Genomic DNA, 22,958 nt, shown 5'->3' with positions numbered 1-22,958 from the left:
CCCGATCTAGACCTTGAAGCGGCTAACGCCGGATCGCAGGCTACCAGCCACCTGGTTGAGTTCATCAATCGCTGATCCGGTCTGGCGCAGCGACTCGACTGTCTGGCCACTGGCCTCACCCAGTTGCACCAGTGCCTGGTTGATCTGCTCGGCCCCGGTGGCCTGCGCCTGCATCCCTTCATTGACCATCTGTACCCGGGGCGCCAGCGCCTGGACCTGATGGATAATTTGCGTCAACTGCTCACCCATTTGCCCCACTTCAGCAATACCGCGACGCACCTCTTCGGAAAACTTGTCCATGCCCATGACGCCAGCAGAGACAGCAGACTGGATTTCACGAACCATTTGCTCGATGTCATAAGTCGCCACCGCGGTTTGATCGGCCAGACGACGGACTTCAGTTGCCACAACCGCAAAACCGCGACCATATTCACCGGCTTTTTCGGCCTCGATCGCGGCATTCAGGGACAACAGATTGGTTTGATCGGCAAACTTAACAATGGTGGTGACCACATGATTGATGTTGCCAGCCTTCTCGTTAAGGATCGCCAGCTTGGCGTTGACCAGGTCAGCGGCGCCCATAACCTGGTGCATGGTGTCCTCCATGCGGGTCAGGCCAAGTTGGCCAGACCCTGCCAGCACCGAGGTTTGCTCGGCGGTACCGGACACCTCATCCATGGTGCGCACCAGGTCGCGGGCAGTCGCGGTAATCTCGCGCGACGTGGCGCCAATCTCGGTGGTGGTCGCTGCGGTTTCGGTCACTGTGGCTTGTTGTTGCTTGGAAGTTGCCGCGATTTCGGTGACAGCGGTGGTCATCTGCACCGCCGAACGTTGCGCCTGGGTCACCAACGACTTCAGCGCCTCGCTCATGTCGTTGAAGCCGACCTCGATTGCGTTGAATTCATCATTGCGTTGCAGGTCCATGCGTACCGACAAGTCGCCCTCGCCCATCACCCGCAACGTCCTTACGATCGCCTTGATCGGCGTGGTAATGGCTCGCAACAGCAACAATCCACAAACACCGGCAATCAAAATAGCCAGCAAGACCGCGATAACCGTGCTGACTTCCAGCGCAACCACCGCAGCAGAAATCCCATTTACCGCTGTTATGGCATGAGTGCGATTCAAATCCACAAGCTGGTTGAGCTGTTCACGCCCTTGCAGCCATTTACTTTCTAGAGGACCGAGCCCCAATGCCGAAGCTTGAGCAAACTCGCCCTGGCCAAGCAACGCCCTGAACTGCGCATGCAGCTTGAGGTAATCAGCACGGTCATGTTCAAACTCAGACAGGAGCTGCTCATCCGTTTTATCGAATACCGTCCTTTTGTACAGGGCAATTTCCTTGTCGAGTTGTTTCTCGCTGTCCTCGAAACCCTTCATATCAATGGGCTGGCCATTGAGCTCGGTTGCGCCCTCGCGCAAGGAGGCCGCCAGCAGGGCCTGCTGCGTCATGAGTATATGGTCGACCCAAATACCGCGAATCTTGGAAATCTGGTAAAGGCCAGGCACCGCATCTTCCTGTACCGACCTTGCCTCTTCGTCGACACTGGCCAGGCGGGTATAGGTATACACCGCAAGCAACAGCAAAATGGCAATGACAACCGCAAAACTTGCAACAATACGCCGCCGAACAGTCCAGTTCTTCACAGTTTTCCCCGGTTTTAAATACTTGACTCGATTCAGTCCCGCAGCATAGGGCTTGGGCCTTAGGGTTATAGCGGCGACTCTAGAGACTCCCTGTATCGACTGCAAGTTGGATATCTGTAGGTTCGACCACCCGCTTAACTAACCTGGCCTTCTGGCTGCGTGACTGATCCAGCACAGACCTCCTTAACCATAGCTGTTGAATTGACCTGCATGATCATTTGCGCCGCTTTCTCGGCAATCATCAGCACTGGCGAGCAGGTATTGCCCGAAACGATGCTGGGCATGATCGAGGCATCGGCGACCCTCAACCCGGCAATTCCGTGCACACACAGGCGGTCATCAACCACCGCATCGGTGCCTTGACCCATCTTGCAGGTGCCGACCGGATGAAAAATGGTGGTGCCTATTTCAGCTGCGGCGCGGTACAGGTCCTGCTCAGTCTGATAACTCGGGCCGGGCTTGTATTCCTCCGGCCTGAAGGCTGCCAACGCAGGGGCGGCAACAATCCTGCGCGTCAAGCGAATAGCCTCTGCAGCCACTTGCAAGTCGCGCTCATCGCTCAGGTAATTAGGCTGGATCAATGGCATCGCCGTGCTGTCGAGCGAATTGATCTCGACCTTGCCGCGACTAAAAGGGCGCAAATTACACACAGAGGCGGTAAACGCCGGGAAGTCGTGCAGCGGTTCACCGAAACGCTCGAGTGACAGGGGTTGAACGTGATACTGCAAGTTGGCGCTGGTTTGCTCGTCACTGGAACGGGCGAATGCTCCCAACTGACTTGGAGCCATCGCCAGCGGTCCACTACGCTTGAGCAAATACTCAAGCCCCATGGCCATCTTGCCCGTCAGTTTAGAGGCTATCTGATTAAGGGTTCTAACCCCGCTGACTTTATAGACAAGGCGTAGTTGCAGATGGTCCTGCAGGTTCTGGCCAACACCGGCCAGCTCGTGCTGGACGGCGATACCCAGGCGCGTCAATAACGGACGCGGACCTATACCGGAGCGCTGCAACAACGCCGGCGAACCAATGGCCCCGGCACAGAGGATCACTTCCCGACGCGCCTTGATACTGTGCTCACGGCCTTGCAAATGCACGTTCAAACCCTGGGCACGCCCCTCCGCCAAGATCACCCGCTGGACATCGGCGCCGGTCACTATGTGCAAGTTGCTGCGCTGCTCAATGCCTCGCAAGAATGCTTTCGAGGCATTCCAGCGCACGCCACGGCGCTGGTTAACCTGGAAGTAGCTACAGCCTTCGTTATCGCCACCATTGAAGTCCTCGACACTGGCGATCCCGGTTTGTGCGGCAGCCTGCCTGAACGACTCCAGTACATCCCATTTCAAGCGCTGCTGCTCGACTCGCCATTCCCCCTGGCCGCCATGCAAGGCGCTCTCGCCGCCATAGTGGTTTTCACTGCGCTTGAAGATGGGCAAGACATCATTCCAGGCCCAGCCCTGGTTACCCGCCGCCGCCCAGCCATCGTAGTCCTGGCGCTGGCCGCGCATGTAAATCATGCCATTGATTGAAGAACTGCCGCCCAGCACGCGCCCTCGCGGGTATTTCAGGGAACGCCCATTGAGCCCGGGCTCGGCAACGGTGTCATAGCACCAGTCCGTACGCGGGTTGCCAATGCAATAAAGATAACCCACCGGGATATGAATCCATGGATAGTTATCGCGCCCTCCTGCCTCAAGCAGCAGCACCTGGACACTCGGATCCGCAGACAAGCGGTTAGCCAGCAAGCACCCGGCAGGGCCAGCACCGACGATCAGATAGTCGTAGCTCTCCAGAATTTTCTGCATTGACGCCTCGCTTTGTTGTTTTTATATGCTCGCGGCCAGCCTAGCCGCTCAAGGCTGCCAACAGAAATAATCTATTGGTCGGAGTACTTCATGGCTTCGCCAACTGCACAGCACAGTTGGCGAAGTCATTTCCCGCGATTGATCAGCCCTGTGGCCGGGCGTGTGCCTCAAGCTGTGCCTGCAAGCCTGGCTCCAGCTGTAGCTGGGCGGCCAGTTGGTTGAGGTACTCACGCTCACCACCCTCTTGCTGGCCAATCAACATGGCACTGGCAAGGTACATTTCAGCCGCCATTTCAGGACTATTGGCGGCCTGGGCAACGACGGCGGCATCCAGTGGGCTGCGCACTTCGCGATCCAACCAGTCCTGCAACTCGGGGTCGGAGGTCAGCTTGGCTATTTCCCCGTAGATAAGCTTTTTCTCTTGCTCATCCACTCGTCCGTCGGCCTTGGACGCGGCAATCAGCGCACGCAATATCCCATGGCTATGTTCTTCAACCTCCGGACCGACAAGCATGTCGACAGTCTGAGGCATCGCCATTGCAGCCGAACGGGTCGCCGGAGCCTGAGTATTTTGTGCCTGGTTTTTTTGCCAGGCGCTATAGGCCTGATAGGCCAGCATACCGAGGGTGGCCAAGCCGCTCATGCCAATACCGCCAGTATTATTCGTGGTACTGCCTCGGGACTGGCCAGCTTGCGGGCTCTGCCCTCCAGAACCCAATAGACCACCGAGTAAATCCCCGAGACCACCTGCTCCGGCATTGGTACCGCCCGCCCCGCCCAACAGGCCGCCAAGCGCACCACCCAATGCACCGCCAAGACCACCGGCCATGCCGCCTGCGCTTCGGCTTGAGCCTCCTTGCCCAGACAACCCAGCGCGTAATAACTGTTCAAGTAAACCGCTAGTGTTCATTGATGCCTCCATTGCGTTGATACACCCGATTCTGGGAAATAAACCATAGACCAGTGCCTGGCCCCACACCAGCGATTAAACCTGCGAGCACAGCTTCGTCTGGAACTTGTGGGCAGTCGTACGTACCATTGCCGGCGCATCATGGAAATTAGCGCATTGGCGCTATGCGGATAATTAAAACAAAGGAACTGTGCAGAATGAAAAGCAAGACAATCACACTGGCCGCCTGCCTTTTGACAATTGTCACAGCCAACGCTGGTGCTGCGGATATCATCAATCAGAATTTTGGCGATATCACTTTCAAGACCACTCGCCTGTCCAGCAACGAGTCCAACTACCTGGACCTGCCCACGCAGTGGGCCAAGGCCTACGGTTCATTCAATAAAAAACTGAAACTAGAGCCGCAGATCGCGGAAATGGTGCGCTTGCGCGTTGGCCAGATAGACAACTGCAATTACTGCAATGTGTTTCATACTCGCGATGCGCTGGAGTCTGGGATCTCGCCTGCCAAGGTCTATGCAATTTCCACGTGGCGCAGCAGCGAGCTGTTCAGCGCCAAAGAGCGCGCAGCGCTTGCATATGCCGAGGCCCTGGCCAAGGTGGATAACGCCGCCATGCCCGAGGCATACGCCCAACTCGACAAGGTCGGCTACAGCGCGGTAGAGAAAGAAGAACTCACCAACTGCGCGCTCCTGATGAGCCTGTGGTCGCGCCTGTTCCTGGCCCAGGGTAAAACCTCCTACCTCACCGATGGCCCCAGTGAGCCCGAGAAAGCCCCAAGCCCGAAGCCCTGAACTGCGAGCCTGGCGTCATAAAAAAGGCTGGAACACCCAGGTGCGCCAGCCTTTTAGCTAAAAGGTCAAAGATGTCTGAAGCGACTTAGGCTGGAGTGAGCTCCGCCCTGACCTGTGCTTCCAGTTCCTGCTTCAATGCAGGATCAAGCTTGAGTTGACGCGCTAATTCCTCAAGGTATGCGCGCTCCATAAAATGCTCTTCATCGACCATCAACACACTGGCGATATACATTTCCGCCGCCATTTCAGCCGTGGTGGCAGCACGGGCGACATCAGCCGGGTCCAGAGGCTTGTTCAACTCGGCCTCTAGCCAACGCTGCAATGACTGATCATCCGCCAGCTTGCTGAGTTCGCCTTCAATCAATTGACGTTCGCGGGCATCGACATGACCATCGGCCTTGGCTGCCGCCACTAACGCCTTGAGAATGCCCTGGCTGTGAATCTCCGCTTCCGGAGCGGGCAGACGATCGATGGTTTGCGGTTCATGCCGAACATTACCCGCCTGCTGGGACTGCCAGTTGCCGTATGCCTTGTAGGCAATAACCCCCAAGGCAGCCAAGCCGCCATATGTGAGCGCCTTGCCACCAAACTTGCGGGCCTTCTTATTGCCCAGCAACAACCCCATTGCCCCAGCAGCCAGCGCACCGCCACCGGCGCCAGAGAGCAAGCTACCCAAACCGCCAGATGAGCCAGACTTGCCCAAGACACTGCCCAACACATCGCCCAAGCCACCGCCACCGGAGCTTGAGCCAGGGTTATTGGCAGCGCCCTGCTGGCCTGATGATTTTTGCTGCATCAGGTCTTGGCCGGATTTGAGTAACTGGTCGAGCAGTCCACGTGTGTTCATTGCATTCTCCGCGCATTATCTGAAGGCGTTGAAATCTCAGGTCTAACTAAATTGACCGGATTTAAACGCATCAGTTGCGCAGAGCCTACCAACAGAGTGCATCGAAATATTGCTGGGCCTGAGCCTGCCCCCATGCAACTGAGCCTGTTGCGAACAGGCCAATGGCGATGCCTGCGGCAGCCAGTATCCGCGCTCGACGGGCAAGCCCACGCAAACCCTGCCCGTTATGAGTGCTGTTTTTTAGCGAGCCGCCAGATGGGCAACCATGAGCTGTACCGTTTCGTTGCCGCGGTACTCATTCACGTCGAGCTTATAGGCCAGTTCGACCCAGCGCACGGTCGGGTTCGGCCACTGGTCACGGTCGATATTGAAGGCGATGGCGTCCAGGGTTTGTCCGCCACACTCGGTTTTAAGTACCATTTTCAGGTGTTTTTCACCCACCAAACGCTGCTGCACAAGCTGGAATGCACCATGAAAAAGCGGTTCGGGGAAATGCTGTCCCCAAGGCCCGGCATTACGCAGTGCCCGTGCCAGCTCAAGGTTGTACTCGGCAAGCGACAGTGTGCCATCTGAAAACAGGCGTCCGGTAAGGTCATCTTCGTTCAACTGGCGGCGCACCTCGCCATCAAATGCCTCGGCGAAGGCCGGAAAATTAACTGCAGGCAAGGACAAGCCCGCCGCCATGGCATGACCTCCAAACTTGCTGATCAACCCCGGATGCCTGGCTGCAACGGCATCGAGCGCATCGCGAATATGAAAACCTGGGACCGACCGCGCAGACCCCTTGAGCAGACCATCACCGGCATCGGCAAAGGCAATGGTTGGCCGGTGATAGCGCTCTTTCAGGCGCGAGGCGAGAATTCCGATGACCCCCTGGTGCCAATCCGGTTCGTATAGGCACAAACCAAAGGGCATCTGCTCAACCGGTAACTCCTTGAGTTGCGCCAGGGCCTCGCGCTGCATGCCTTGCTCGATGCTTTTGCGATCCTGGTTAAGTTGATCAAGCTCAACGGCCATGTCACGGGCCAGCGCTTCGTCTTCACACAGCAGGCACTCGATACCCAGGCTCATATCGTCCAACCGCCCAGCCGCATTCAAGCGCGGCCCGAGGATAAAGCCCAGGTCGGTAGAAGTGATACGTCCATGGGGACGCCCCGCAACCTCCAGCACCGCCCGTAGACCGGGGCGCGCGCGACCGGCACGAATCCGCGCCAGGCCCTGATGCACCAGGATGCGGTTATTGGCATCCAGCGGCACCACGTCTGCAACACTGCCCAGTGCAACCAAATCCAACAACTCAGCCAGATTCGGCTCTGCTATCGCGCGCTGGGTGAACCAGCCGATAGTCCGCAAGCGCGCACGCAGCGCCAGCAGTACATAGAACATCACGCCGACACCGGCCAGCGCCTTGCTCGGAAACTCGCAGCCAGGCTGGTTGGGGTTGACGATTGCATCAGCCGCCGGCAACTCCGGCCCAGGCAGGTGGTGATCGGTAACAAGCACACTCAAACCCGCAGACTTGGCTGCCGCCACACCCTCGACACTGGAAATGCCGTTATCAACGGTGATCAGCAATTGCGGCTCACGCTCAAGTGCCACGGCAACGATTTCCGGGGTCAGGCCATAGCCATATTCAAAGCGATTGGGTACCAGGTAATCGACATGGGCTGCGCCCAGCATTCGCAAGCCCAGCACGCCCACAGTGCTGGCCGTGGCGCCATCGGCGTCGAAGTCACCAACAATCAGCATGCGCTGGCGCTGCTCAAGGCCTGCCACCAACAAATCAACCGCCGCATCGATCCCCTTGAGTTGCTGGTAGGGGATCAATCGCGCCAGTCCTTTATCCAACTCAGCGATCGATTGCACGCCGCGCGCGGCATACAGGCGCGTCAGCAAAGGTGGCAGGCTGCCCAGGTCGGGCAGTATGTCTGGCAGTGGACGAGGTTCAATACGCATTAATCAGTATCCAGGAGGGCTGCACAGGCCTGCACAGACTTACAAAGAGGTCGCAGCGCGTGCGGCCTGGTCATAAAGCCCGGACATCGCGCGCAACATACCCGCGAGGCGATGAATGTCCTCGGGATTGATATTGAGGTTTTCAAAGGCGGAAATCAGGCACTCTTGGCGAATCTCGATGTATTCGGCGCAAAGCTCAAGCCCCTTTTCAGTGGCCTGATAGAACATTTCCTTGCCTTGCTTGCTTCCCGACACCAACCCCAGCTTGCCCAGCTTTTTCAGGGCATAGGTGACGGTATGGGTGTCTTCGATATTGAGCAGCAGACAGAGATCGGCCTGGCGCTTCGCCCGGCCACGACTGACCAGATTGTGCAGCACCATCACATCGAGGGCATTCATTTCAACGCCACCCGCGGCCTTCATGCAGCGTTCCATCCAGCGCATGAAGGCGTTACCCGCGATGATCATGCCGAACTCCATTTGCGAGAGTTCTTGTGACTGCTCCGCCAGGTGGCTGGAGGCCACAATCGAGCTGCGCGCGGGTCGTGAGGAGTTGCCGTCGGTCATCTGGAGTCCGTTGCTAGGCGAAGGTTTTTATGGGGTTTAGGGTCAGCAGCTGGCAAGCATACAACAAAGCCATTTGTCTGGCAGACGACTGGCCGGAAGATTCTCGGCAAAAAATACATTGACGTTTTATCGATAAAATATCATCGTTTTGTCAAAGAAATTCTAGTTCGCATTTTGAACGCCAATAATAAACAGGGGATTTCAATGAGTCGTTTACTCCTCAATTGCGATATCGGTGAGAGCTTTGGTGCGTGGCGCATGGGCCTCGACGCCGAAGTAATGCCGTTCATCGACTGCGCCAATATCGCCTGCGGCTTCCACGCCTCGGACCCCAGCATCATGCGCCGTACAGTGGCCCTTGCGGTGGCTCATCAAGTACGCATCGGCGCACATCCGGCCTATCCCGACCTGGTCGGTTTTGGTCGTCGCTCCATGGCCTGCAGCCCGCAGGAAATCGAAGACATGCTGCTCTATCAGATTGGCGCGCTCGAAGGCATTTGCCGCGCCGAAGGCACCCAGGTCAGCTACGTCAAGCCACATGGGGCTATGTACAACGACATGATGCGCAACCCCGACTCGCTGCGTGCAGTCATGCAGGCGGTTGCCCGCTACAACCCCGAATTGCCACTGATGCTGATGTCGACCCGCGACAACAGCGCCAGCCAGCGCCTTGCCGATGAAATAGGGATCAAGCTGTGGTTCGAGGTATTTGCCGACCGCGCCTATGATGCCGCCGGCATGCTGGTCTCCCGCGCCAAACCAGGCGCGGTGCACCACAAGGCTGAGACCATCGTCAAGCAAGCCACCGACCTTGCCACTGGCACCGCCCTGACCGCCGAGGATGGCAGCAGCTTGCAACTGCGTGCCGATACCCTTTGCGTGCATGGCGATAACGCCGGCTCGATTGCTGCGGTGCAACAGATTCGTGCTGCATTGAAGGCCCTTCCAGCATGAAGCTGCGCATTGAAGTGGTTGCCATCGACAGCCTGATGCTGCGCCTGTTTGACCAGATCGACGAAGACAACATGCCTTGGCTGCTGGCCGCCACCGAGCGCCTGCGCGAGACATTCGCCGGCGCCTTGCTGGAGTTGGTCCCCTCCTACACCACGGTGTTGCTGCAATATGACCTCAAGCAAATTGACGATCGCCAGGCGCGCCTATTGATTCAACAGGCCTTGGCTGACTTGCAACCCCAAGCCAGCAAAGCCGGGCGTGAACAACAAATTCCCGTGTGGTACCAGCGCAGCGTCGGTCCTGAACTGCAAGCCATCGGCGAACGCACCGGGCTGGGTGATGCCGGGGTCATAAAGTTGCATAGCGAGCACACCTACCAGGTGTTCGCCTTGGGCTTCGCCCCCGGCTATGCCTTTATGGGCCTGGTTGATCAAGTGCTTGCCAGCCCACGCCTGAGCACGCCGCGCCAGCAGGTTCCGGCAGGCAGCCTGGGCATTGCTGATCGGCAGACCGCGATTTACCCGCTGCAATCGCCGGGGGGCTGGAACCTGATCGGGCGCAGCCCAGCGCGCCTGTTTGACCGCGAACTGGATGGCTACAGCTTGCTGCAACCCGGTGACCGCGTCCGCTTTATCCCTATTGATCATGCCGAATTTATCAAGCTGGGCGGCGATGACACCCCTTTTGAGGCCAAATCATGAGCCTGTTGATTGAACGCAGTGGCGCCCTCGCGAACCTGCAGGACATGGGTCGCGTCGGTGTACGTCACCTGGGTGTAACCCAGGGTGGCGGCGCTGACTGGATCGCACAGAACTGGGCCAACTGGCTGCTCGGCAACCCGCTTGATGCGGCGGTGATCGAAGTCACCCTTGGCAACCTCGAACTACTCGCCGAAGCCGACACCTGCCTGGCGCTGTGTGGCGCGGACCTGGGCGCCCAACTGGATGATCAAGCCATCAGCCCGGGGCGCAGCTTCAAGATTCGTCGCGGCCAGCGCCTGCGCTTGCAAACACCAGTCGCAGGCGTGCGCGCCTATATCGCGGCACCCGGAGGCTTTGTCGCGCCACAGGTATTGGGCAGTTGCTCCAGTGTGAAACGCGACCAGCTCGGCGGCTTGCATGGTGATGGCCAGCCACTGCAAACCAATGATCGCCTGCAATGGCGCGACACCAGCCGCCTTCCCACACCACGGGAACTGGATCCGCAACTGTTGCCGCAACGCCCGACAAAAATTGTCCTGCCTGTGGTTTTAGGTGCACAGATTGCAGATTTCAGCGGCCAAAGCCTGTTCGATGCATTCAACAGCAGTTGGAAGGTTGATCAGCGTGCCGACCGCATGGGCATTCGGCTGCTCGGCCCGACGCTGCGTTGCGAGCGCCAGCAGATGGTGTCTGAAGGTGTGCCGCTCGGCGCCATTCAGGTGCCGAGCGATGGCCAACCCATTGTGCTGCTCAACGACCGGCAAACCATTGGTGGCTACCCGCGTCTTGGCGCGCTGACACCAAGTGCCGTCGCTCAATTGGCGCAGTGCCTGCCCGGCACTGAGTTGCAGCTTAAACCCATGGCGCTGGAAGCAGCCCAACGCCTACATAAACAGCTACTGGCCCAGTGGGCTTAAGGGCTTTCGGAGACTCGGCCATGCAGCCACTGAACAGTTTGAGCCCTGGGCAATTGCGCCAGAAAATTCGCCGGGGAGAATTTACCGGCCCCACCGCCGGATTGGCTGCTGGCTTTGCCCAGGCGAATTTGTTGATTGTAAATCAAGCGCAGGCCTACGACTTTCTGTTGTTCTGCCAGCGCAATCCGCAAGCCTGCCCGCTGCTGGATGTCACCGATGTTGGCTCAGCCGTATCGCGCTATGCCGCACCCGGCGCGGACATCCGCACTGATTTGCCCAGGTACCGGATTTACCGGCACGGCGTGCTCGAGGAGGAAGTCTGCGATATCTCGGCCCACTGGCAAGACGATATGGTGGCTTTCCTGATCGGTTGCAGCTTCAGCTTTGAAAGCGCCCTGTTGGCCAATGATGTGCCGGTCAGGCATATCGAAGACAACCACAACGTGCCCATGTACATCAGCAATCGTCAGTGCCGTCCTGCCGGCCAGTTCAGCGGCCCGATGGTGGTCAGCATGCGGCCGATGCCTACCGAAAAAGTGGTGCGCGCCGTACAGGTGACCTCACGCTTCCCCGGCGTCCATGGCGCTCCGGTACACATTGGCGACCCCGCAGCGCTGGGCATTGGCGACCTGGCGCAACCGGACTTTGGCAACGCATCACGACTCAATGAAGGCGAAGTCCCGGTGTTCTGGGCGTGCGGCGTAACTCCACAGGCTGTGGCCATGCACAGCAAACCGCCACTGGCGATTACCCATGCACCGGGCCACATGCTTATTTGTGATGTGCGCAATGAGCAGTTGGGCGTGATCTAAGGCCCCAGAACAACCTCAAGGCTTCACCCAATAACAATCAGAGCACTCCGCTTTTCTAAAAACGACCTGCCAAACTCCAAAAAAAAGAAGGTAATCATGCAACCAACGGCAAGCACCCTCGACACCGCCCCTGGGCAACAGCGCAGCGTAATGCGTGGCGCTATATTCATCATGGCGACCTCATCGATTGGGCCGGCGTTTCTCACCCAGACTTCGTTGTTCACCGCCAAATACATGGCCAGCTTCGCCTTTGCCATTCTCATATCATTGCTGATTGATATAGGCGCGCAACTGAATATCTGGCGCATCCTCAGCGTCTCCAACCTGCGCGGCCAGGACGTGGCCAACAAGGTACTGCCTGGAGCTGGCCACCTGATTTCCGGGTTTATCGTGCTCGGAGGTATCGCCTTCAACATCGGCAATATCGGTGGCGCGGGCTTGGCCATGAACGTGTTGTTCGACGTGCCACCGGTGCTGGGCTCGATCATCGCGGCGGTCGCCATCATCGGTATTTTCATGATGCGCAATGCTGCGCGGGTCATGGACAAGGTCATGCAACTGCTTGGCCTGGTAATGCTGTGCATGATCGGCTACGCCATGCTGCAATCGAACCCACCACTGCTTGAGGCCTTGTCGCAAAGCATCAACCCGGATGACCCGATGCTCCTGCTGCTGCCAATCGTAACCCTGGTAGGCGGCACAGTCGGCGGCTACATTTCCTTCTCCGGCGGCCATCGCCTGGTTGATGCTGGGATCACCGGCATCGAAAACGTCGGCGCAGTCACTCGCGCCGCGGTCATTGGTATCGCCACCACGGGTGCCGTGCGTGTGTGCCTGTTTCTTGCCGCACTTGGCGTGGTCAGCCAGGGGTTGATGCTTGACCCGGGTAACCCAGCCGCCTCGGTGTTCTCGCACTCGATGGGCACCATAGGCTACAAAATGTTTGGTGTGGTGCTGCTTGCAGCTTCGATCACCTCTGTAATCGGCGCGGCATACACCAGCGTCAGCTTCATGTACTCGCTGCATGAGAGCATCAAGCGTCACAATCAACGCGTGGTAATCGCCTTTATCCTCTGCTCGACACTGATCTACAGCCTGGTCGGCAAACCGGTCAAGGTGCTGGTAGTTGCTGGTACGCTCAACGCCCTGGTGCTACCGCTGGCACTGGGCTGCATCCTGATTGCAGCGAAGAAATCGAATATTGTCGGCAAGGATTACCGTCACCCGAACTGGATGCTCGGCTTTGGCATTCTGGCAGTGATTGCCACCTGCGTGGGCGTGGCGCTGTCGTTCAATTCGTTTATCAAGTTCTGGATGTCTTGATTGCAAGCGAGCCACTGACTGGTGAAACCACCGAGGGTGAACACGCGCTGTTCACCCTCGGTAACGGCAATGCCTAGCGGCTGCCCTTGAGCCACTCCATGGGTATCTCATGCTGGCCACGCTCGTCAGTGACGAACAACTCGCCGTCACTGATCATCACGCTCCAGTTCAGCGCGCGTGGCATATCCAGGGCCAGGCTGGCCAACTCTTCCTGGCCCAGCGCGACTACATTGATGTTCTTCAAGCCCAGCACTGGCGCCAGCACCTTGGTCTGCCAGACGCGCAGGCTGCCATAGGCAACCAGGCTGAATTTCTCGGTACGCCGCGAGCACCAGGTAATGCGATCACTGTCTGGCTGCCCCACTTCGATCCAGTGCAGCACGCGGTCATCCAGGCTCTTTTCCCACAGCGCAGGCTCATCGACATCCGACAGGCCGCGACCAAATGCCAGTTGCTCGTCATAGAACAGCGCATAGGCAATCAGGCGCACAGCCAGACGCTCTTCCGTCTCGGAGGGGTGTCGAGCGACCGTGAAACGCAGGTTTTGGTAAACCCCACGATCGATATCGGTAAGGTTCAACTCAATTTTGTACGTAGTGGAAGGCAGGGCCATGGGCGAGCTTCTTGGCTGATCAAATAGGCGGCAAGTCTACCCGATGCGGGCTGCGTACGTCAGGATCACGTCCAGGGTCTGATCGATGGAGACCATCAACCGCGTTTGGCTGGCTTGAATCATCCCCGTGAAAAATAAATTTATGAGTAGATACAACTGCTTATCCAGCCTTGGCAAATGCTCGCCAGTTGCTATGATGCGTCCCTTTTGGACGAAGCTGCATGTTTGTTCGTTTGATTGCCGGCCTGGCTTGCCTGCTCCTGTGCGCCAGTGTCTGGGCAAGCCCGCCTCGTACCTTCAACGAGGCCAAGAAGATCGGCTGGAAGCTCTATGCCAAGCAATCGACCGAGTTCTACTGCGGCTGCAAATTCAGCGGCAAGCATGTCGACCTCAGGAGTTGCGGCTACAAGCCACGTAAAAACCGTAGCCGTGCCTCACGTATCGAGTGGGAGCATATAGTCCCGGCCTGGGAAATTGGTCATCAGCGCCAGTGCTGGCAGCATGGCGGGCGCAAGAATTGCTCGAAAAACGACAAGATCTACCAGCGCGCCGAAGCCGACCTGTTCAACCTGGTGCCCGGTATCGGCGAGATCAACGGCGACCGCAGCAACTTCCGCTACGGCTGGCTGCCACAGCCCCCCAGCCAATATGGCGCCTGCCCGATGGTAGTGGATTTCAAAGCCAGGGTCGCAATGCCACGCAAATCAGTACGCGGCATGATCGCCCGCACCTACCTGTACATGAGCGACCGCTACAAGCTGCGCTTATCGAAAAAGAACCGCCAACTGTATGACGTCTGGAATCGTACTTATCCGGTTAAAAACTGGGAGCGCCAACGCAACCAGCAACTGGGCTGCATCATGGGTTGGAGCAACCCCTATGTCGGCAACTACGATCCCAAGGCATGTACAAGCAGCCTGCGCAGAATCTGACTCATTCAGGGCTTGAAACCCAGGTCAGGCGAGTTGAGCCGCGACCGCATCCGGCGTCGACTCGGGAAACTCCCTGGCCAGTGTGGTTTGCAGCCAGACTTCAAACCATTGCATGTCAGCACTTCGCGGCCCAGGTGGGATCAGCAACTGGTAGCTGTCCAGGCGCACCTGGTTTGGCAGCGGCCTGACCAACAGACCGGACTCCAGCTCTTTGCGCACCAGCACATCATTGGCCAGCGCAATACCAGCACCGGCCTCCGCCATCGACAAGGCGTGGTCGTTGCTCACATAGCGCACCTCCGAGCTGACTCGAAACGCCTGGTTGTTCGCAGCCAGCCAAGCGTTCCACCAACTGCCTTCATCGACGTGGATCAACTCGTGCTGCGCCAGTTCTTCAATACTATGCAGCGGGCCGTGCGTCTCCAAATAGGCCGGCGAACACACGGGAAACACCTGGGGATGGAGCAACATGCCCTGACTCTGGGCGAAATCACCGGGCATGCCGTACACAATCCCCAGGCTGGCCACGTTGGCATCCACCTCGGTGAAAGTCGGGTTGGGTTCAATCGCTACTTTCAAGCCTGGCCGCTCCTGACGCAGTGCATCCAGGTGAGGCATCAGCCAGCGCTTGGCAAATGCCGGGACCACAAGGATTTTTAGCCAGCGCGCCGCGCCACCGGGGGTCAGTTCCAGGCTGGCCTCGGCGATCTGCTGCAGCGCCACTGAAATCTTGTCGTAGTAGCGCTGCCCGGCCGCAGTCAACCTGACCCCGCGCGATGTGCGCTGGAGCAATTGCACCCCAAGCCAGTCTTCCAACAGGCGCACATGACGACCTATTGCCGGTTGCGTCACGTGCAGCGACTTGGATGCAGCCACATAGCTGCCCAAGCGTCCCGCCGCCTCGAAGGCACGCACCGCATTAAGCGGCGGCAGGCGTGTTGTGCTCATAACGACCCCCAGCCTAACTGTTAAATTTATTAACAGCAACGGTAAACAAATTGAGCTTTTCGCACAACCGCAATCTAGACACACTCAGCCTCAGCAGTCTCATTATAAAAACCGCTGCACAGATATGTTCTTAATCCCTGCCACAACAATTAAAACCCCCGGCATGCCAGGCATCGGCGGGGAGGGAATCGGAGGTATGACCATGAGTGCCCTGCACAGCTTGCAGACGGCAGCCGTATCCATTCGTTCGGTACGCAAAGTCTACGGCGATCCACAGACAGGCCCCGTGGCGCTGAAACACGTAGACCTGGACATCCGCGACAATGAGTTTTTCACCCTGCTCGGCCCATCCGGCTGCGGCAAGACCACCTTGCTGCGAATGATTGCCGGCTTTGAATTCCCAAGCGCCGGGGAAATTCTCCTCTACGGCGAGAACATCGCTGACCGGCCGCCATACGAGCGCCCAGTCAACACTGTGTTCCAGCACTACGCCCTGTTCCCGCACATGAGCATCGCCGAGAACCTGGCATTTGGCCTTGAATCGCACCCCATGGGCAAGCGCCTGGGCAAAACAGCCATCACACAGCGAGTTAGCGAAATGCTCGCCCTGGTGCAGATGGAGCGCTTTGCCGATCGCCGCCCTTCCCAACTCTCCGGTGGCCAGCAACAACGCGTGGCACTGGCGCGCGCACTTGCCCCGCATCCCAAGGTGTTGCTACTGGATGAACCGCTCTCGGCGCTTGACCTGAAACTGCGCCAAGCCATGCGCGAAGAACTCAAGAGCATCCAGGCCAAGACCGGGATCACCTTTATTTTCGTAACCCATGATCAAGAAGAAGCCTTGACCATGTCCGACCGCATTGCCGTGCTCGCTGAAGGCCAGGTGCAACAGGTCGGGCGACCATCGGATATTTACGAGCAACCCAACAACCGCTTTGTCGCCGACTTTATTGGCGAGACCAACTTCCTCCCGGCCCAAGTCGAGACGCTCGCCGACGACCATGCCCTGCTGCGTATTACCGGAGGCCAACTGATGCGCGCCGCAGGCCGCGAGGGCCTGCACCAAGGTGCGCAGGTAACCCTGTCAATTCGCCCTGAACGTTTGCAGTTAGTCGCGCCCGACAGCCCCGAAACAACACCTTGCACACTGGTAGAACAGATCTACCTGGGCACCGACCTGCAATACCAGGTGAGCCTGGCCGATGGCAGCCACTTGCGTGTGCGTACACCGAACAGAGCCGGGCAAAACCAGAGTTTCGTTCCGGGGCAACGCCTTGGCCTGCAGTTTGACCGCGAAAGCGCCAGCGTACTGTTGGACTGAGCCTAGGAGCCAACAATGAACTCACGACCTATAGCTCCCGGTAGCGCGTTGGAACGACGCAGAGCCTTGGGTAGCCTCTTGGGCGTATCGCCCGCGCTACTCGCCATCGGCCTGTTCTTGCTTGTGCCGATACTGATCATTGCCGCTTACTCGCTGATGCAGGCCAACCCCTATGGTGGTGTCGACCAGGTATTCAGCAGCGAGGCCTACACATCCCTGCTGTTCGAGCGCCAACTGGACGATAGCCTGGCGTTTACCGACTCGTACCTGATTATTGCCCTGCGCTCAGTAGGTATTGCCACGGCCACCACCCTGATCACCCTGCTGATTGGCTTTCCGGTCGCGGTATGGCTGGCGATGCAGCCCATACGGCGCCGGGGCCTGTTGATTTTCCTTATCACCATTCCGTTCTGGGCCAACCTGCTGATTCGCACCTATGCGTGGATTCTCCTGCTGCGAGGCACAGGCGTGATCAACAACAGCCTGCTGGGCCTTGGCTTGATCCAGCAACCATTGCCGCTGCTATACAACGACGGCGCCGTACTGCTGGGCCTGGTCTACACCTACGCCCCCTTCGTCGTACTGCCGATCTACGCGACACTCGAAAAAATGGACATGCGCCTGCTCGAAGCAGCTCAGGATCTCTACGCCGGACGCCTGCGTACACTGCGCAAAGTTGTCCTGCCAATTGCCAGGCCCGGCATTCTCGCTGGCGCCATCCTGACCTTTGTACCTTGCCTGGGCGCGATGATCGCCCCCGAGCTGCTCGGCGGCGGGACCAAGTTGATGCTTGGCAACCTGATATTCCGCCAATTCAGTGATGCACGAAACTGGCCATTTGGCGCAGCCCTGGCGCTGGTCCTGATGGCTGCGGTGATGTTGGTTCTGATGTTCTATGCCATGCGCACGGAACGCCTGCGCGTTGCCCGGGAGGGAAAATAATGTTGCCTCTATTCAAGCGCCGTCGGCTCGACATTCAGCACTTCCCCGGCTTCGGCGGATTCAGCTTCCTGTTTTACCTGTACCTCTACGCCCCGATCCTGGTGCTGATCCTGTACTCGTTCAACGCGAACCAATCGGCCACGGTGTGGACCAGTTTCAGCCTCGACTGGTATCGCGCAGCCTTCAACAATCAAGCCTTGCGCTCGGCGGCCGGCAACAGCCTGCTGATTGCCGTTTGCGCCAGCGTGATCGCCACGGTTATTGCCACCCTGGCAGCGCTGGGCACCTCACGCGGGGCGCGGTTCAAGGGCATGCGCCTGTCCATCGGTGCGATCATGTTGCCATTGGTGCTGCCAGAAATAGTGGTCGGCGTCGCTACCCTGGGATTGTTTTCCAGCATCGGCCTGTCACTGGGCTACGGCAACCTGATCATCGCCCACACGGTGTTCTGCATCCCCTTCGCCTACCTGCCGATCCGTGCACGCCTCGAGGACATGGACCTGTCGCTGGAGCAAGCCGCCAACGACCTCTATGCAGGCCCCTGGCGCACCTTTACCAAGGTCACCTTGCCACTGCTGATGCCCGGGATTTTCTCCGGCCTGATGCTGGCTTTCATCGTGTCGCTGGATAACTTCGTGATCTCGATGATGGTGTCCCAGGCCGGCACCACCACCCTGCCCATCTTCATCTTCGGCATGTTGCGAATGGGCGTAACCCCCGACGTCAACGCTGTATCGACCCTGATCCTGGCCGTTTCGGTGTTGTTCGTCAGCTTGTCTTTCCTGCTGGGTAAATCAAGAACCTGATCAGGCCTTTACTTTCATCAAAGGGAGTCACTTATGCACAAGTCAATTACGGCAATCGCAGCCGCCATGGCTCTGGGGCTAGCGGCCACGGCACAAGCCGACCAAAGCGTTAACGTCATTAGTTGGAGCGGCTATTTCTCGCCACAGATTATTGAAAAGTTCGAGAAACAGACAGGCATCAAGGTCAGCGTGGACTCATACGACTCCAACGAAACCCTACTGGCCAAACTCAAGCAAGGCGGCAGTGGTTACGATGTAGCCATTCCCTCGCACCAGTTCGTACCCATCCTGGTCCACGAAAACCTGCTGGAGCGTTTCGACCCGGCCAAACAGCCGTATTACGCAAACCTGAGCGACAACCTGAAAAAGCCGAGCTGGGACCCGGAAGGTGGCTATTCGGTGCCCTTTATCTGGGGCACCACCAGCGTGGTGCTCGACACCGCGAAATACAATGGCCCAATGGATAGCTATTCGGTGCTCTTCGAGCCGCCAAAAGAGCTGCAGGGCAAGATCAATATGCTCGACTCGGTCAGCGATGTAATGGACACCGCCAGCCTGTACCTGGGGATTCCGCTGTGCAGCGAAGATCCCAAGCAAGTCCAGCAGATCCTCAATCTGCTCAAGGCGCAAAAGCCATTCGTCAAGACCTACAGCTCCAAGGCTGGCTCTATCCGCGAAAACCTGGCCGCCGGGGAAACCTCGATGTCGCTGTTCTGGGGCGGTTCCTCGTTGCGCGCCCGGGAATTGAAACCAAGCCTGAAATACCTGTACCCAAAGGAAGGCGTAATGGCTTGGGTGGACAATATGGTGATCCCCAAAGGCGCCAACAATCCTGAGGCTGCACGCGCGTTCATCGCCTTTATGAGTCAGCCGGAAAACTCGGCGATGACCCAGAACTTCCTCAAGCACCAGAGCCCGGTCAAAGGCACCGAAGCCTTTCTTGATGCAGATCTGAAAACTGCGCCGGAACTGCAAATCCCTGAAGGCACCAAGGTTGTATTCAGCCAAACCTGCGGCAAGGACGCGATCCGCCTGGCCGACCGGCTATGGACCAACCTGATGCGCTAGGCAACTGCCTGCCACTGCTGCGGGACAAGCCTGCAACGGCTCTCCCGCAGCAGAGGCGCACTGTATCTGCGCCGATGCAATCTCCTTCAAAACTGCTTTGATAAGCGAGACCCAATGAACCAAAACCAAAATATCAGCGAGCTGGTCCAACTCCAGGCCCATGAACTGGCTGAGCGCATCCGCTTGCGTCAAGTGTCGTGCCGTGAAGTCATGAGCGACTACCTTGCGCACATCGAGCGTTTCAACCCGGCAGTCAATGCCATCGTCAGCCTGCAACCAGAAGAAACCCTCCTCGCTCAGGCCGATGAACGTGACCGCGAATTGTCGCGCGGCGAGTACCGGGGCTGGATGCATGGCCTGCCCCATGCAATCAAGGACTTGTCACTGACCAAGGGCATCCGCACCACCCTGGGTTCGCCGCTCTTTCGCGACTTTGTTCCCGAGAACGACGGCATCATGGTCGAGCGTATCCGTGGAGCTGGCGCCATTCTTATCGGCAAGACCAATACCCCTGAATTCGGGCTGGGTTCACACAGCTATAACCCGGTATTCGGCGTCACCGGCTGCGCATATGACCCAAGCCGCACGGCCGGTGGTAGCAGCGGCGGCGCTGGCGCGGCGCTGGCCTTGCAACTGGTGCCGGTCGCAGACGGCAGTGACATGATGGGTTCGCTGCGCAACCCAGCCGCATTCAACAACATCATTGGTTTCCGCCCTTCCCAGGGCCGTGTGCCATTTGATGACAGTGCCGACCTCTTCATCGACCAGCTAGGCTACGAAGGCCCCATGGGCCGCAGCGTGCGCGACGTCGCCATGCTCCTGTCAACCCAGGCCGGGGGCGACTCACGCTCACCCTTGTCCATCAGCGAGCCGGGCACCCAATTCGCAGGCAGCCTTGAGAGTGACATCAAAGGTGCGCGGCTCGGTTGGCTCGGTGACTTCAACGGCTATTTACCCATGCAGCGCGGGGTGCTGGATTTGTGCAAGCGCGCCCTGGGTGACTTCGAGGCACTGGGTTGCCATGTCGAGGATGCCCGCAGCGACTATGCACCCGAACGCTTATGGGACACCTGGTGCACCCTGCGCCACTGGCTGGTGGCCGGCTCACTCGGTAGCCGCTATGCCGACCCACAACAGCGCGAGCAGCTAAAACCGGAAGCCTGCTGGGAAATCGAAGGCGGACTGGCACTGTCGGCAATGGATGTCTATCGCGCCTCGGCCGCACGTACCGACTGGTATAGGGCCATCAGTCGTCTGTTCGAGAAATACGATTACCTGTTGCTGCCCAGTGCACAGGTATTTCCTTTCGACAAGACCCTCGACTGGCCAAAAGAGATCGAAGGTGTCGCCATGGATACCTATCACCGCTGGATGGAGGTGGTTATCCCAGGCACGTTGTCCGGATGCCCGGTAGCGAACGTGCCAGTTGGCTTCAATGAGCAAGGATTGCCCATGGGCATCCAGATCATAGGCCGGCACCAAGCCGACATGGCCGTGTTGCAATTGGCCCATGCCTACGAGCAAGCCACCCGCTGGTATCAGCGCTGTCCACCGCCCCTGCTCGGTCTGGCCGGCTGATCCCTTTAGCCTGCAAAACAACCCGCCCCTGCCGGGGCGGCGCGTTGCTCAGGGATGCCTTAGCACAGCCTTTAGCAAAGGGTCATTCAGATAGGCCACGTTCAGTCGGGTCCAGGGGTTAATACCTGACTGCTCTGGTGAAAAATATGCCCGGGCGCAATCATGAAACCCTTGGGCAATAGCTGGCGGGTCAACTCGCGGGCATCATCCATGTGCGCCATTCTTGCCCACAAGTACAGGCTCTGCTCAGGCCTGAAGAACACCTCGGCACCAATTTCATCCAGCATCTGCAAGCCTGCCTCGGTTGCAGCCTTGAGGCGCTCCTGCAGGCGAATCTGATGCCGCAGAAAGTGACCTTCAGCCAGGATGACGAAGCCTTATTCCTGTCAGCTGATGTGAGGACCAGGATCAATCCACTCAATGTCATGGCGCGCAAGCAAGCCTCTGGACGGCGGCGATAGCAACCAGTTGCATTTAGCCCAAAGCTGAACGAATGACACTGCGTACGGTTTGCGCAACCCGTTGAAGCTTGGGCAGGTAGTCATTGAGCAGGACTTGCGTTGGCACCCGTGAAGCGTTGGTGCTGATATTGATGGCTCCGAGCAAATCTCCATTTCCGGCAAATACGGGCACGGCTACCGAGCGCAAGCCAAGGTCGAGTTCCTGGTCGACCATGGCGTAGCCTTGCCCACGCACTTTGCCAATTTCCTCGCGCAATGCCTCTTTAGCCGTTATTGAAAAAGCGGTGTGAGGCTCAAGCGGTACGCGCTCGACAAAGTCGTGCAGCGCCTGATCAGTCATCTGCGCCAGCAAAACCCTGCCCATCGACGTGTAAGCTGCAGGCAGCCGGGTACCCGCGACCAGGGTGATTGCCATCAGTCGGTGGGGCGCTGCAGAACGACTGACATAGACCACATCATTGCCGTCGAGCACAGTCAAGGACGAGGATTCGCCAAGCTCTGCGGTGATGTCCTGCAGGTAATGCTGAATGACCGCACTGTATTGATTAGAGGCCTGATAAGCATGGCCAAGCTGCAATACCTGCGGCGTCAACTCGAACTGGCGTCCACTGCGGCGCATATACCCCAGCGAATGCAAGGTAAGCAGAAACCGCCTGGCTTTAGCCCGATCCATGGCCGTGCGGGCCGCCACTTCACTGAGCGTCATCCGCGGATGAGCCGCATCAAAGGCGAGCAAAACCTTCAACCCGGAAGCCAGTGCACTCACGTAGTCCCGGTCATCTGGCTGAAGCACCTTGTCGTCCATCGTTTCCCCTTGATTGATGCATGTACGCCTGTTGAGCGGGCAGAACTCTAGCATTTGTTCGCCTTGCGAACATGCATTTTGCAGTTGCATCCAGAAAGTATTGACCTGAGAACGATGATCGCGCATTGTGTTCGTTAGGCAAACATATGTTCGTATAGCGAACTAAGATGCCTGATGAAATAACCAGGCGTGCCGCCAAAAGCCCAGCACCCCGATCACAAGGTGTGAATATTTCCCCAAGAGCCAAACACGCC

Annotated in this window: 22 protein-coding genes; 12 read left to right on the top strand and 10 right to left on the bottom strand. The window is 58.2% G+C overall.

Annotated features, from left to right (window positions below; translation table 11 throughout):
• Positions 1 to 6: 6 nt before the first annotated feature.
• From CHB79_RS01505 to CHB79_RS01495, 3 genes are all read right to left on the bottom strand, one after another.
• Entirely contained in the window at positions 7 to 1,647 is a 1,641-nt protein-coding gene (locus tag CHB79_RS01505; RefSeq protein ID WP_010484743.1) for a methyl-accepting chemotaxis protein, read from the bottom strand.
• Between the two features lie 134 nt (positions 1,648 to 1,781).
• On the bottom strand, positions 1,782 to 3,449 hold the full coding sequence (locus CHB79_RS01500; RefSeq protein WP_089358668.1) for a GMC family oxidoreductase: 1,668 nt from the start codon (positions 3,447 to 3,449) through the stop codon (positions 1,782 to 1,784).
• A gap of 142 nt (positions 3,450 to 3,591) precedes the next feature.
• A complete protein-coding gene (locus tag CHB79_RS01495; protein WP_089358667.1) occupies positions 3,592 to 4,359 on the bottom strand; it encodes a tellurite resistance TerB family protein in 768 nt (255 codons plus the stop codon).
• 197 nt (positions 4,360 to 4,556) lie between these two features.
• Between CHB79_RS01495 and CHB79_RS01490 the strand changes: the two genes are divergently transcribed.
• Complete coding sequence (locus CHB79_RS01490; RefSeq protein WP_010484735.1) at positions 4,557 to 5,153, top strand: carboxymuconolactone decarboxylase family protein; 597 nt, start codon at positions 4,557 to 4,559, stop codon at positions 5,151 to 5,153.
• Between the two features lie 85 nt (positions 5,154 to 5,238).
• Here CHB79_RS01490 and CHB79_RS01485 read toward each other — a convergent pair whose 3' ends face one another.
• The 3 genes from CHB79_RS01485 to CHB79_RS01475 all read right to left on the bottom strand — a co-directional run bounded on the left by CHB79_RS01485 (position 5,239) and on the right by CHB79_RS01475 (position 8,523).
• Entirely contained in the window at positions 5,239 to 6,000 is a 762-nt protein-coding gene (locus CHB79_RS01485) for a tellurite resistance TerB family protein (protein ID WP_089358666.1), read from the bottom strand.
• Positions 6,001 to 6,240: 240 nt separating this feature from the next.
• A complete protein-coding gene (recJ, locus tag CHB79_RS01480) occupies positions 6,241 to 7,956 on the bottom strand; it encodes a single-stranded-DNA-specific exonuclease RecJ (RefSeq protein WP_010484732.1) in 1,716 nt (571 codons plus the stop codon).
• 39 nt (positions 7,957 to 7,995) lie between these two features.
• Positions 7,996 to 8,523: a winged helix DNA-binding protein gene (locus CHB79_RS01475; protein ID WP_010484730.1), complete on the bottom strand. Its 528-nt coding sequence runs from the start codon at positions 8,521 to 8,523 to the stop codon at positions 7,996 to 7,998.
• A gap of 204 nt (positions 8,524 to 8,727) precedes the next feature.
• Between CHB79_RS01475 and CHB79_RS01470 the strand changes: the two genes are divergently transcribed.
• The 5 genes from CHB79_RS01470 to CHB79_RS01450 all read left to right on the top strand — a co-directional run bounded on the left by CHB79_RS01470 (position 8,728) and on the right by CHB79_RS01450 (position 13,230).
• Positions 8,728 to 9,477 (top strand): 5-oxoprolinase subunit PxpA, encoded by a 750-nt coding sequence (locus CHB79_RS01470; RefSeq protein ID WP_089358665.1) that lies wholly within the window; start codon positions 8,728 to 8,730, stop codon positions 9,475 to 9,477.
• Positions 9,474 to 10,178: a 5-oxoprolinase subunit PxpB gene (gene pxpB, locus CHB79_RS01465; RefSeq protein WP_010484726.1), complete on the top strand. Its 705-nt coding sequence runs from the start codon at positions 9,474 to 9,476 to the stop codon at positions 10,176 to 10,178. The genes CHB79_RS01470 and pxpB overlap by 4 nt, the downstream gene beginning before the upstream one ends.
• Positions 10,175 to 11,095, top strand: coding sequence for a 5-oxoprolinase subunit C family protein (locus CHB79_RS01460; protein WP_089358664.1), 921 nt, complete (start codon positions 10,175 to 10,177; stop codon positions 11,093 to 11,095). The genes pxpB and CHB79_RS01460 overlap by 4 nt, the downstream gene beginning before the upstream one ends.
• A gap of 20 nt (positions 11,096 to 11,115) precedes the next feature.
• On the top strand, positions 11,116 to 11,907 hold the full coding sequence (locus tag CHB79_RS01455; protein WP_089358663.1) for a putative hydro-lyase: 792 nt from the start codon (positions 11,116 to 11,118) through the stop codon (positions 11,905 to 11,907).
• A 96-nt stretch (positions 11,908 to 12,003) separates the two neighbouring features.
• On the top strand, positions 12,004 to 13,230 hold the full coding sequence (locus CHB79_RS01450) for an NRAMP family divalent metal transporter (protein WP_089358662.1): 1,227 nt from the start codon (positions 12,004 to 12,006) through the stop codon (positions 13,228 to 13,230).
• 73 nt (positions 13,231 to 13,303) lie between these two features.
• On the opposite strand, the gene CHB79_RS01445 is transcribed toward CHB79_RS01450, so the two are convergent.
• Positions 13,304 to 13,843, bottom strand: coding sequence for a YaeQ family protein (locus CHB79_RS01445; protein WP_010484719.1), 540 nt, complete (start codon positions 13,841 to 13,843; stop codon positions 13,304 to 13,306).
• A gap of 221 nt (positions 13,844 to 14,064) precedes the next feature.
• On the opposite strand from CHB79_RS01445, the gene CHB79_RS01440 reads away from it, so the two are divergent.
• Positions 14,065 to 14,775 (top strand): endonuclease, encoded by a 711-nt coding sequence (locus CHB79_RS01440; RefSeq protein ID WP_089358661.1) that lies wholly within the window; start codon positions 14,065 to 14,067, stop codon positions 14,773 to 14,775.
• A gap of 24 nt (positions 14,776 to 14,799) precedes the next feature.
• Here CHB79_RS01440 and CHB79_RS01435 read toward each other — a convergent pair whose 3' ends face one another.
• Complete coding sequence (locus tag CHB79_RS01435; RefSeq protein ID WP_089358660.1) at positions 14,800 to 15,723, bottom strand: LysR substrate-binding domain-containing protein; 924 nt, start codon at positions 15,721 to 15,723, stop codon at positions 14,800 to 14,802.
• A 202-nt stretch (positions 15,724 to 15,925) separates the two neighbouring features.
• Between CHB79_RS01435 and CHB79_RS01430 the strand changes: the two genes are divergently transcribed.
• From CHB79_RS01430 to CHB79_RS01410, 5 genes are all read left to right on the top strand, one after another.
• The gene (locus tag CHB79_RS01430; protein ID WP_089358659.1) at positions 15,926 to 17,044 is read left to right on the top strand and encodes an ABC transporter ATP-binding protein; all 1,119 of its coding nucleotides are present in this window, start codon (positions 15,926 to 15,928) and stop codon (positions 17,042 to 17,044) included.
• A gap of 15 nt (positions 17,045 to 17,059) precedes the next feature.
• On the top strand, positions 17,060 to 17,986 hold the full coding sequence (locus CHB79_RS01425; protein ID WP_089358658.1) for an ABC transporter permease: 927 nt from the start codon (positions 17,060 to 17,062) through the stop codon (positions 17,984 to 17,986).
• Positions 17,986 to 18,792, top strand: coding sequence for an ABC transporter permease (locus CHB79_RS01420; protein ID WP_089358657.1), 807 nt, complete (start codon positions 17,986 to 17,988; stop codon positions 18,790 to 18,792). Before CHB79_RS01425 ends, CHB79_RS01420 begins: the two co-directional genes overlap by 1 nt.
• 33 nt (positions 18,793 to 18,825) lie before the next feature.
• Positions 18,826 to 19,860: an ABC transporter substrate-binding protein gene (locus CHB79_RS01415; protein ID WP_089358656.1), complete on the top strand. Its 1,035-nt coding sequence runs from the start codon at positions 18,826 to 18,828 to the stop codon at positions 19,858 to 19,860.
• A gap of 114 nt (positions 19,861 to 19,974) precedes the next feature.
• Positions 19,975 to 21,438: an amidase gene (locus CHB79_RS01410; protein WP_089358655.1), complete on the top strand. Its 1,464-nt coding sequence runs from the start codon at positions 19,975 to 19,977 to the stop codon at positions 21,436 to 21,438.
• 101 nt (positions 21,439 to 21,539) lie between these two features.
• Here CHB79_RS01410 and CHB79_RS22140 read toward each other — a convergent pair whose 3' ends face one another.
• Positions 21,540 to 21,725 (bottom strand): hypothetical protein, encoded by a 186-nt coding sequence (locus CHB79_RS22140; protein WP_245851317.1) that lies wholly within the window; start codon positions 21,723 to 21,725, stop codon positions 21,540 to 21,542.
• A 187-nt stretch (positions 21,726 to 21,912) separates the two neighbouring features.
• Entirely contained in the window at positions 21,913 to 22,704 is a 792-nt protein-coding gene (locus CHB79_RS01400; RefSeq protein WP_089359179.1) for an IclR family transcriptional regulator domain-containing protein, read from the bottom strand.
• Between the last annotated feature and the right edge of the window lie 254 nt (positions 22,705 to 22,958).

Source organism: Pseudomonas segetis (genome assembly GCF_900188155.1).
In the GTDB taxonomy this organism is placed as follows: Bacteria; Pseudomonadota; Gammaproteobacteria; order Pseudomonadales; family Pseudomonadaceae; genus Aquipseudomonas; species Aquipseudomonas segetis.
The sequence above is the reverse complement of the archived record's forward strand: the minus strand, read 5'-3'. Positions and strand labels throughout refer to the sequence as shown.

Bases quoted from the DNA above. Each gene is read 5' to 3' on its own strand.
- CHB79_RS01500 (WP_089358668.1), bottom strand. From the start codon at position 3,449: ATGCAGAAAATTCTGGAGAGCTACGACTATCTGATCGTCGGTGCTGGC.
- CHB79_RS01495 (WP_089358667.1), bottom strand. From the start codon at position 4,359: ATGAACACTAGCGGTTTACTTGAACAGTTATTACGCGCTGGGTTGTCT.
- CHB79_RS01490 (WP_010484735.1), top strand. From the start codon at position 4,557: ATGAAAAGCAAGACAATCACACTGGCCGCCTGCCTTTTGACAATTGTC.
- CHB79_RS01485 (WP_089358666.1), bottom strand. From the start codon at position 6,000: ATGAACACACGTGGACTGCTCGACCAGTTACTCAAATCCGGCCAAGAC.
- recJ (WP_010484732.1), bottom strand. From the start codon at position 7,956: ATGCGTATTGAACCTCGTCCACTGCCAGACATACTGCCCGACCTGGGC.
- CHB79_RS01475 (WP_010484730.1), bottom strand. From the start codon at position 8,523: ATGACCGACGGCAACTCCTCACGACCCGCGCGCAGCTCGATTGTGGCC.
- CHB79_RS01470 (WP_089358665.1), top strand. From the start codon at position 8,728: ATGAGTCGTTTACTCCTCAATTGCGATATCGGTGAGAGCTTTGGTGCG.
- pxpB (WP_010484726.1), top strand. From the start codon at position 9,474: ATGAAGCTGCGCATTGAAGTGGTTGCCATCGACAGCCTGATGCTGCGC.
- CHB79_RS01460 (WP_089358664.1), top strand. From the start codon at position 10,175: ATGAGCCTGTTGATTGAACGCAGTGGCGCCCTCGCGAACCTGCAGGAC.
- CHB79_RS01455 (WP_089358663.1), top strand. From the start codon at position 11,116: ATGCAGCCACTGAACAGTTTGAGCCCTGGGCAATTGCGCCAGAAAATT.
- CHB79_RS01450 (WP_089358662.1), top strand. From the start codon at position 12,004: ATGCAACCAACGGCAAGCACCCTCGACACCGCCCCTGGGCAACAGCGC.
- CHB79_RS01445 (WP_010484719.1), bottom strand. From the start codon at position 13,843: ATGGCCCTGCCTTCCACTACGTACAAAATTGAGTTGAACCTTACCGAT.
- CHB79_RS01440 (WP_089358661.1), top strand. From the start codon at position 14,065: ATGTTTGTTCGTTTGATTGCCGGCCTGGCTTGCCTGCTCCTGTGCGCC.
- CHB79_RS01435 (WP_089358660.1), bottom strand. From the start codon at position 15,723: ATGAGCACAACACGCCTGCCGCCGCTTAATGCGGTGCGTGCCTTCGAG.
- CHB79_RS01430 (WP_089358659.1), top strand. From the start codon at position 15,926: ATGAGTGCCCTGCACAGCTTGCAGACGGCAGCCGTATCCATTCGTTCG.
- CHB79_RS01425 (WP_089358658.1), top strand. From the start codon at position 17,060: ATGAACTCACGACCTATAGCTCCCGGTAGCGCGTTGGAACGACGCAGA.
- CHB79_RS01420 (WP_089358657.1), top strand. From the start codon at position 17,986: ATGTTGCCTCTATTCAAGCGCCGTCGGCTCGACATTCAGCACTTCCCC.
- CHB79_RS01415 (WP_089358656.1), top strand. From the start codon at position 18,826: ATGCACAAGTCAATTACGGCAATCGCAGCCGCCATGGCTCTGGGGCTA.
- CHB79_RS01410 (WP_089358655.1), top strand. From the start codon at position 19,975: ATGAACCAAAACCAAAATATCAGCGAGCTGGTCCAACTCCAGGCCCAT.
- CHB79_RS22140 (WP_245851317.1), bottom strand. From the start codon at position 21,725: ATGCTGGATGAAATTGGTGCCGAGGTGTTCTTCAGGCCTGAGCAGAGC.
- CHB79_RS01400 (WP_089359179.1), bottom strand. From the start codon at position 22,704: ATGGACGACAAGGTGCTTCAGCCAGATGACCGGGACTACGTGAGTGCA.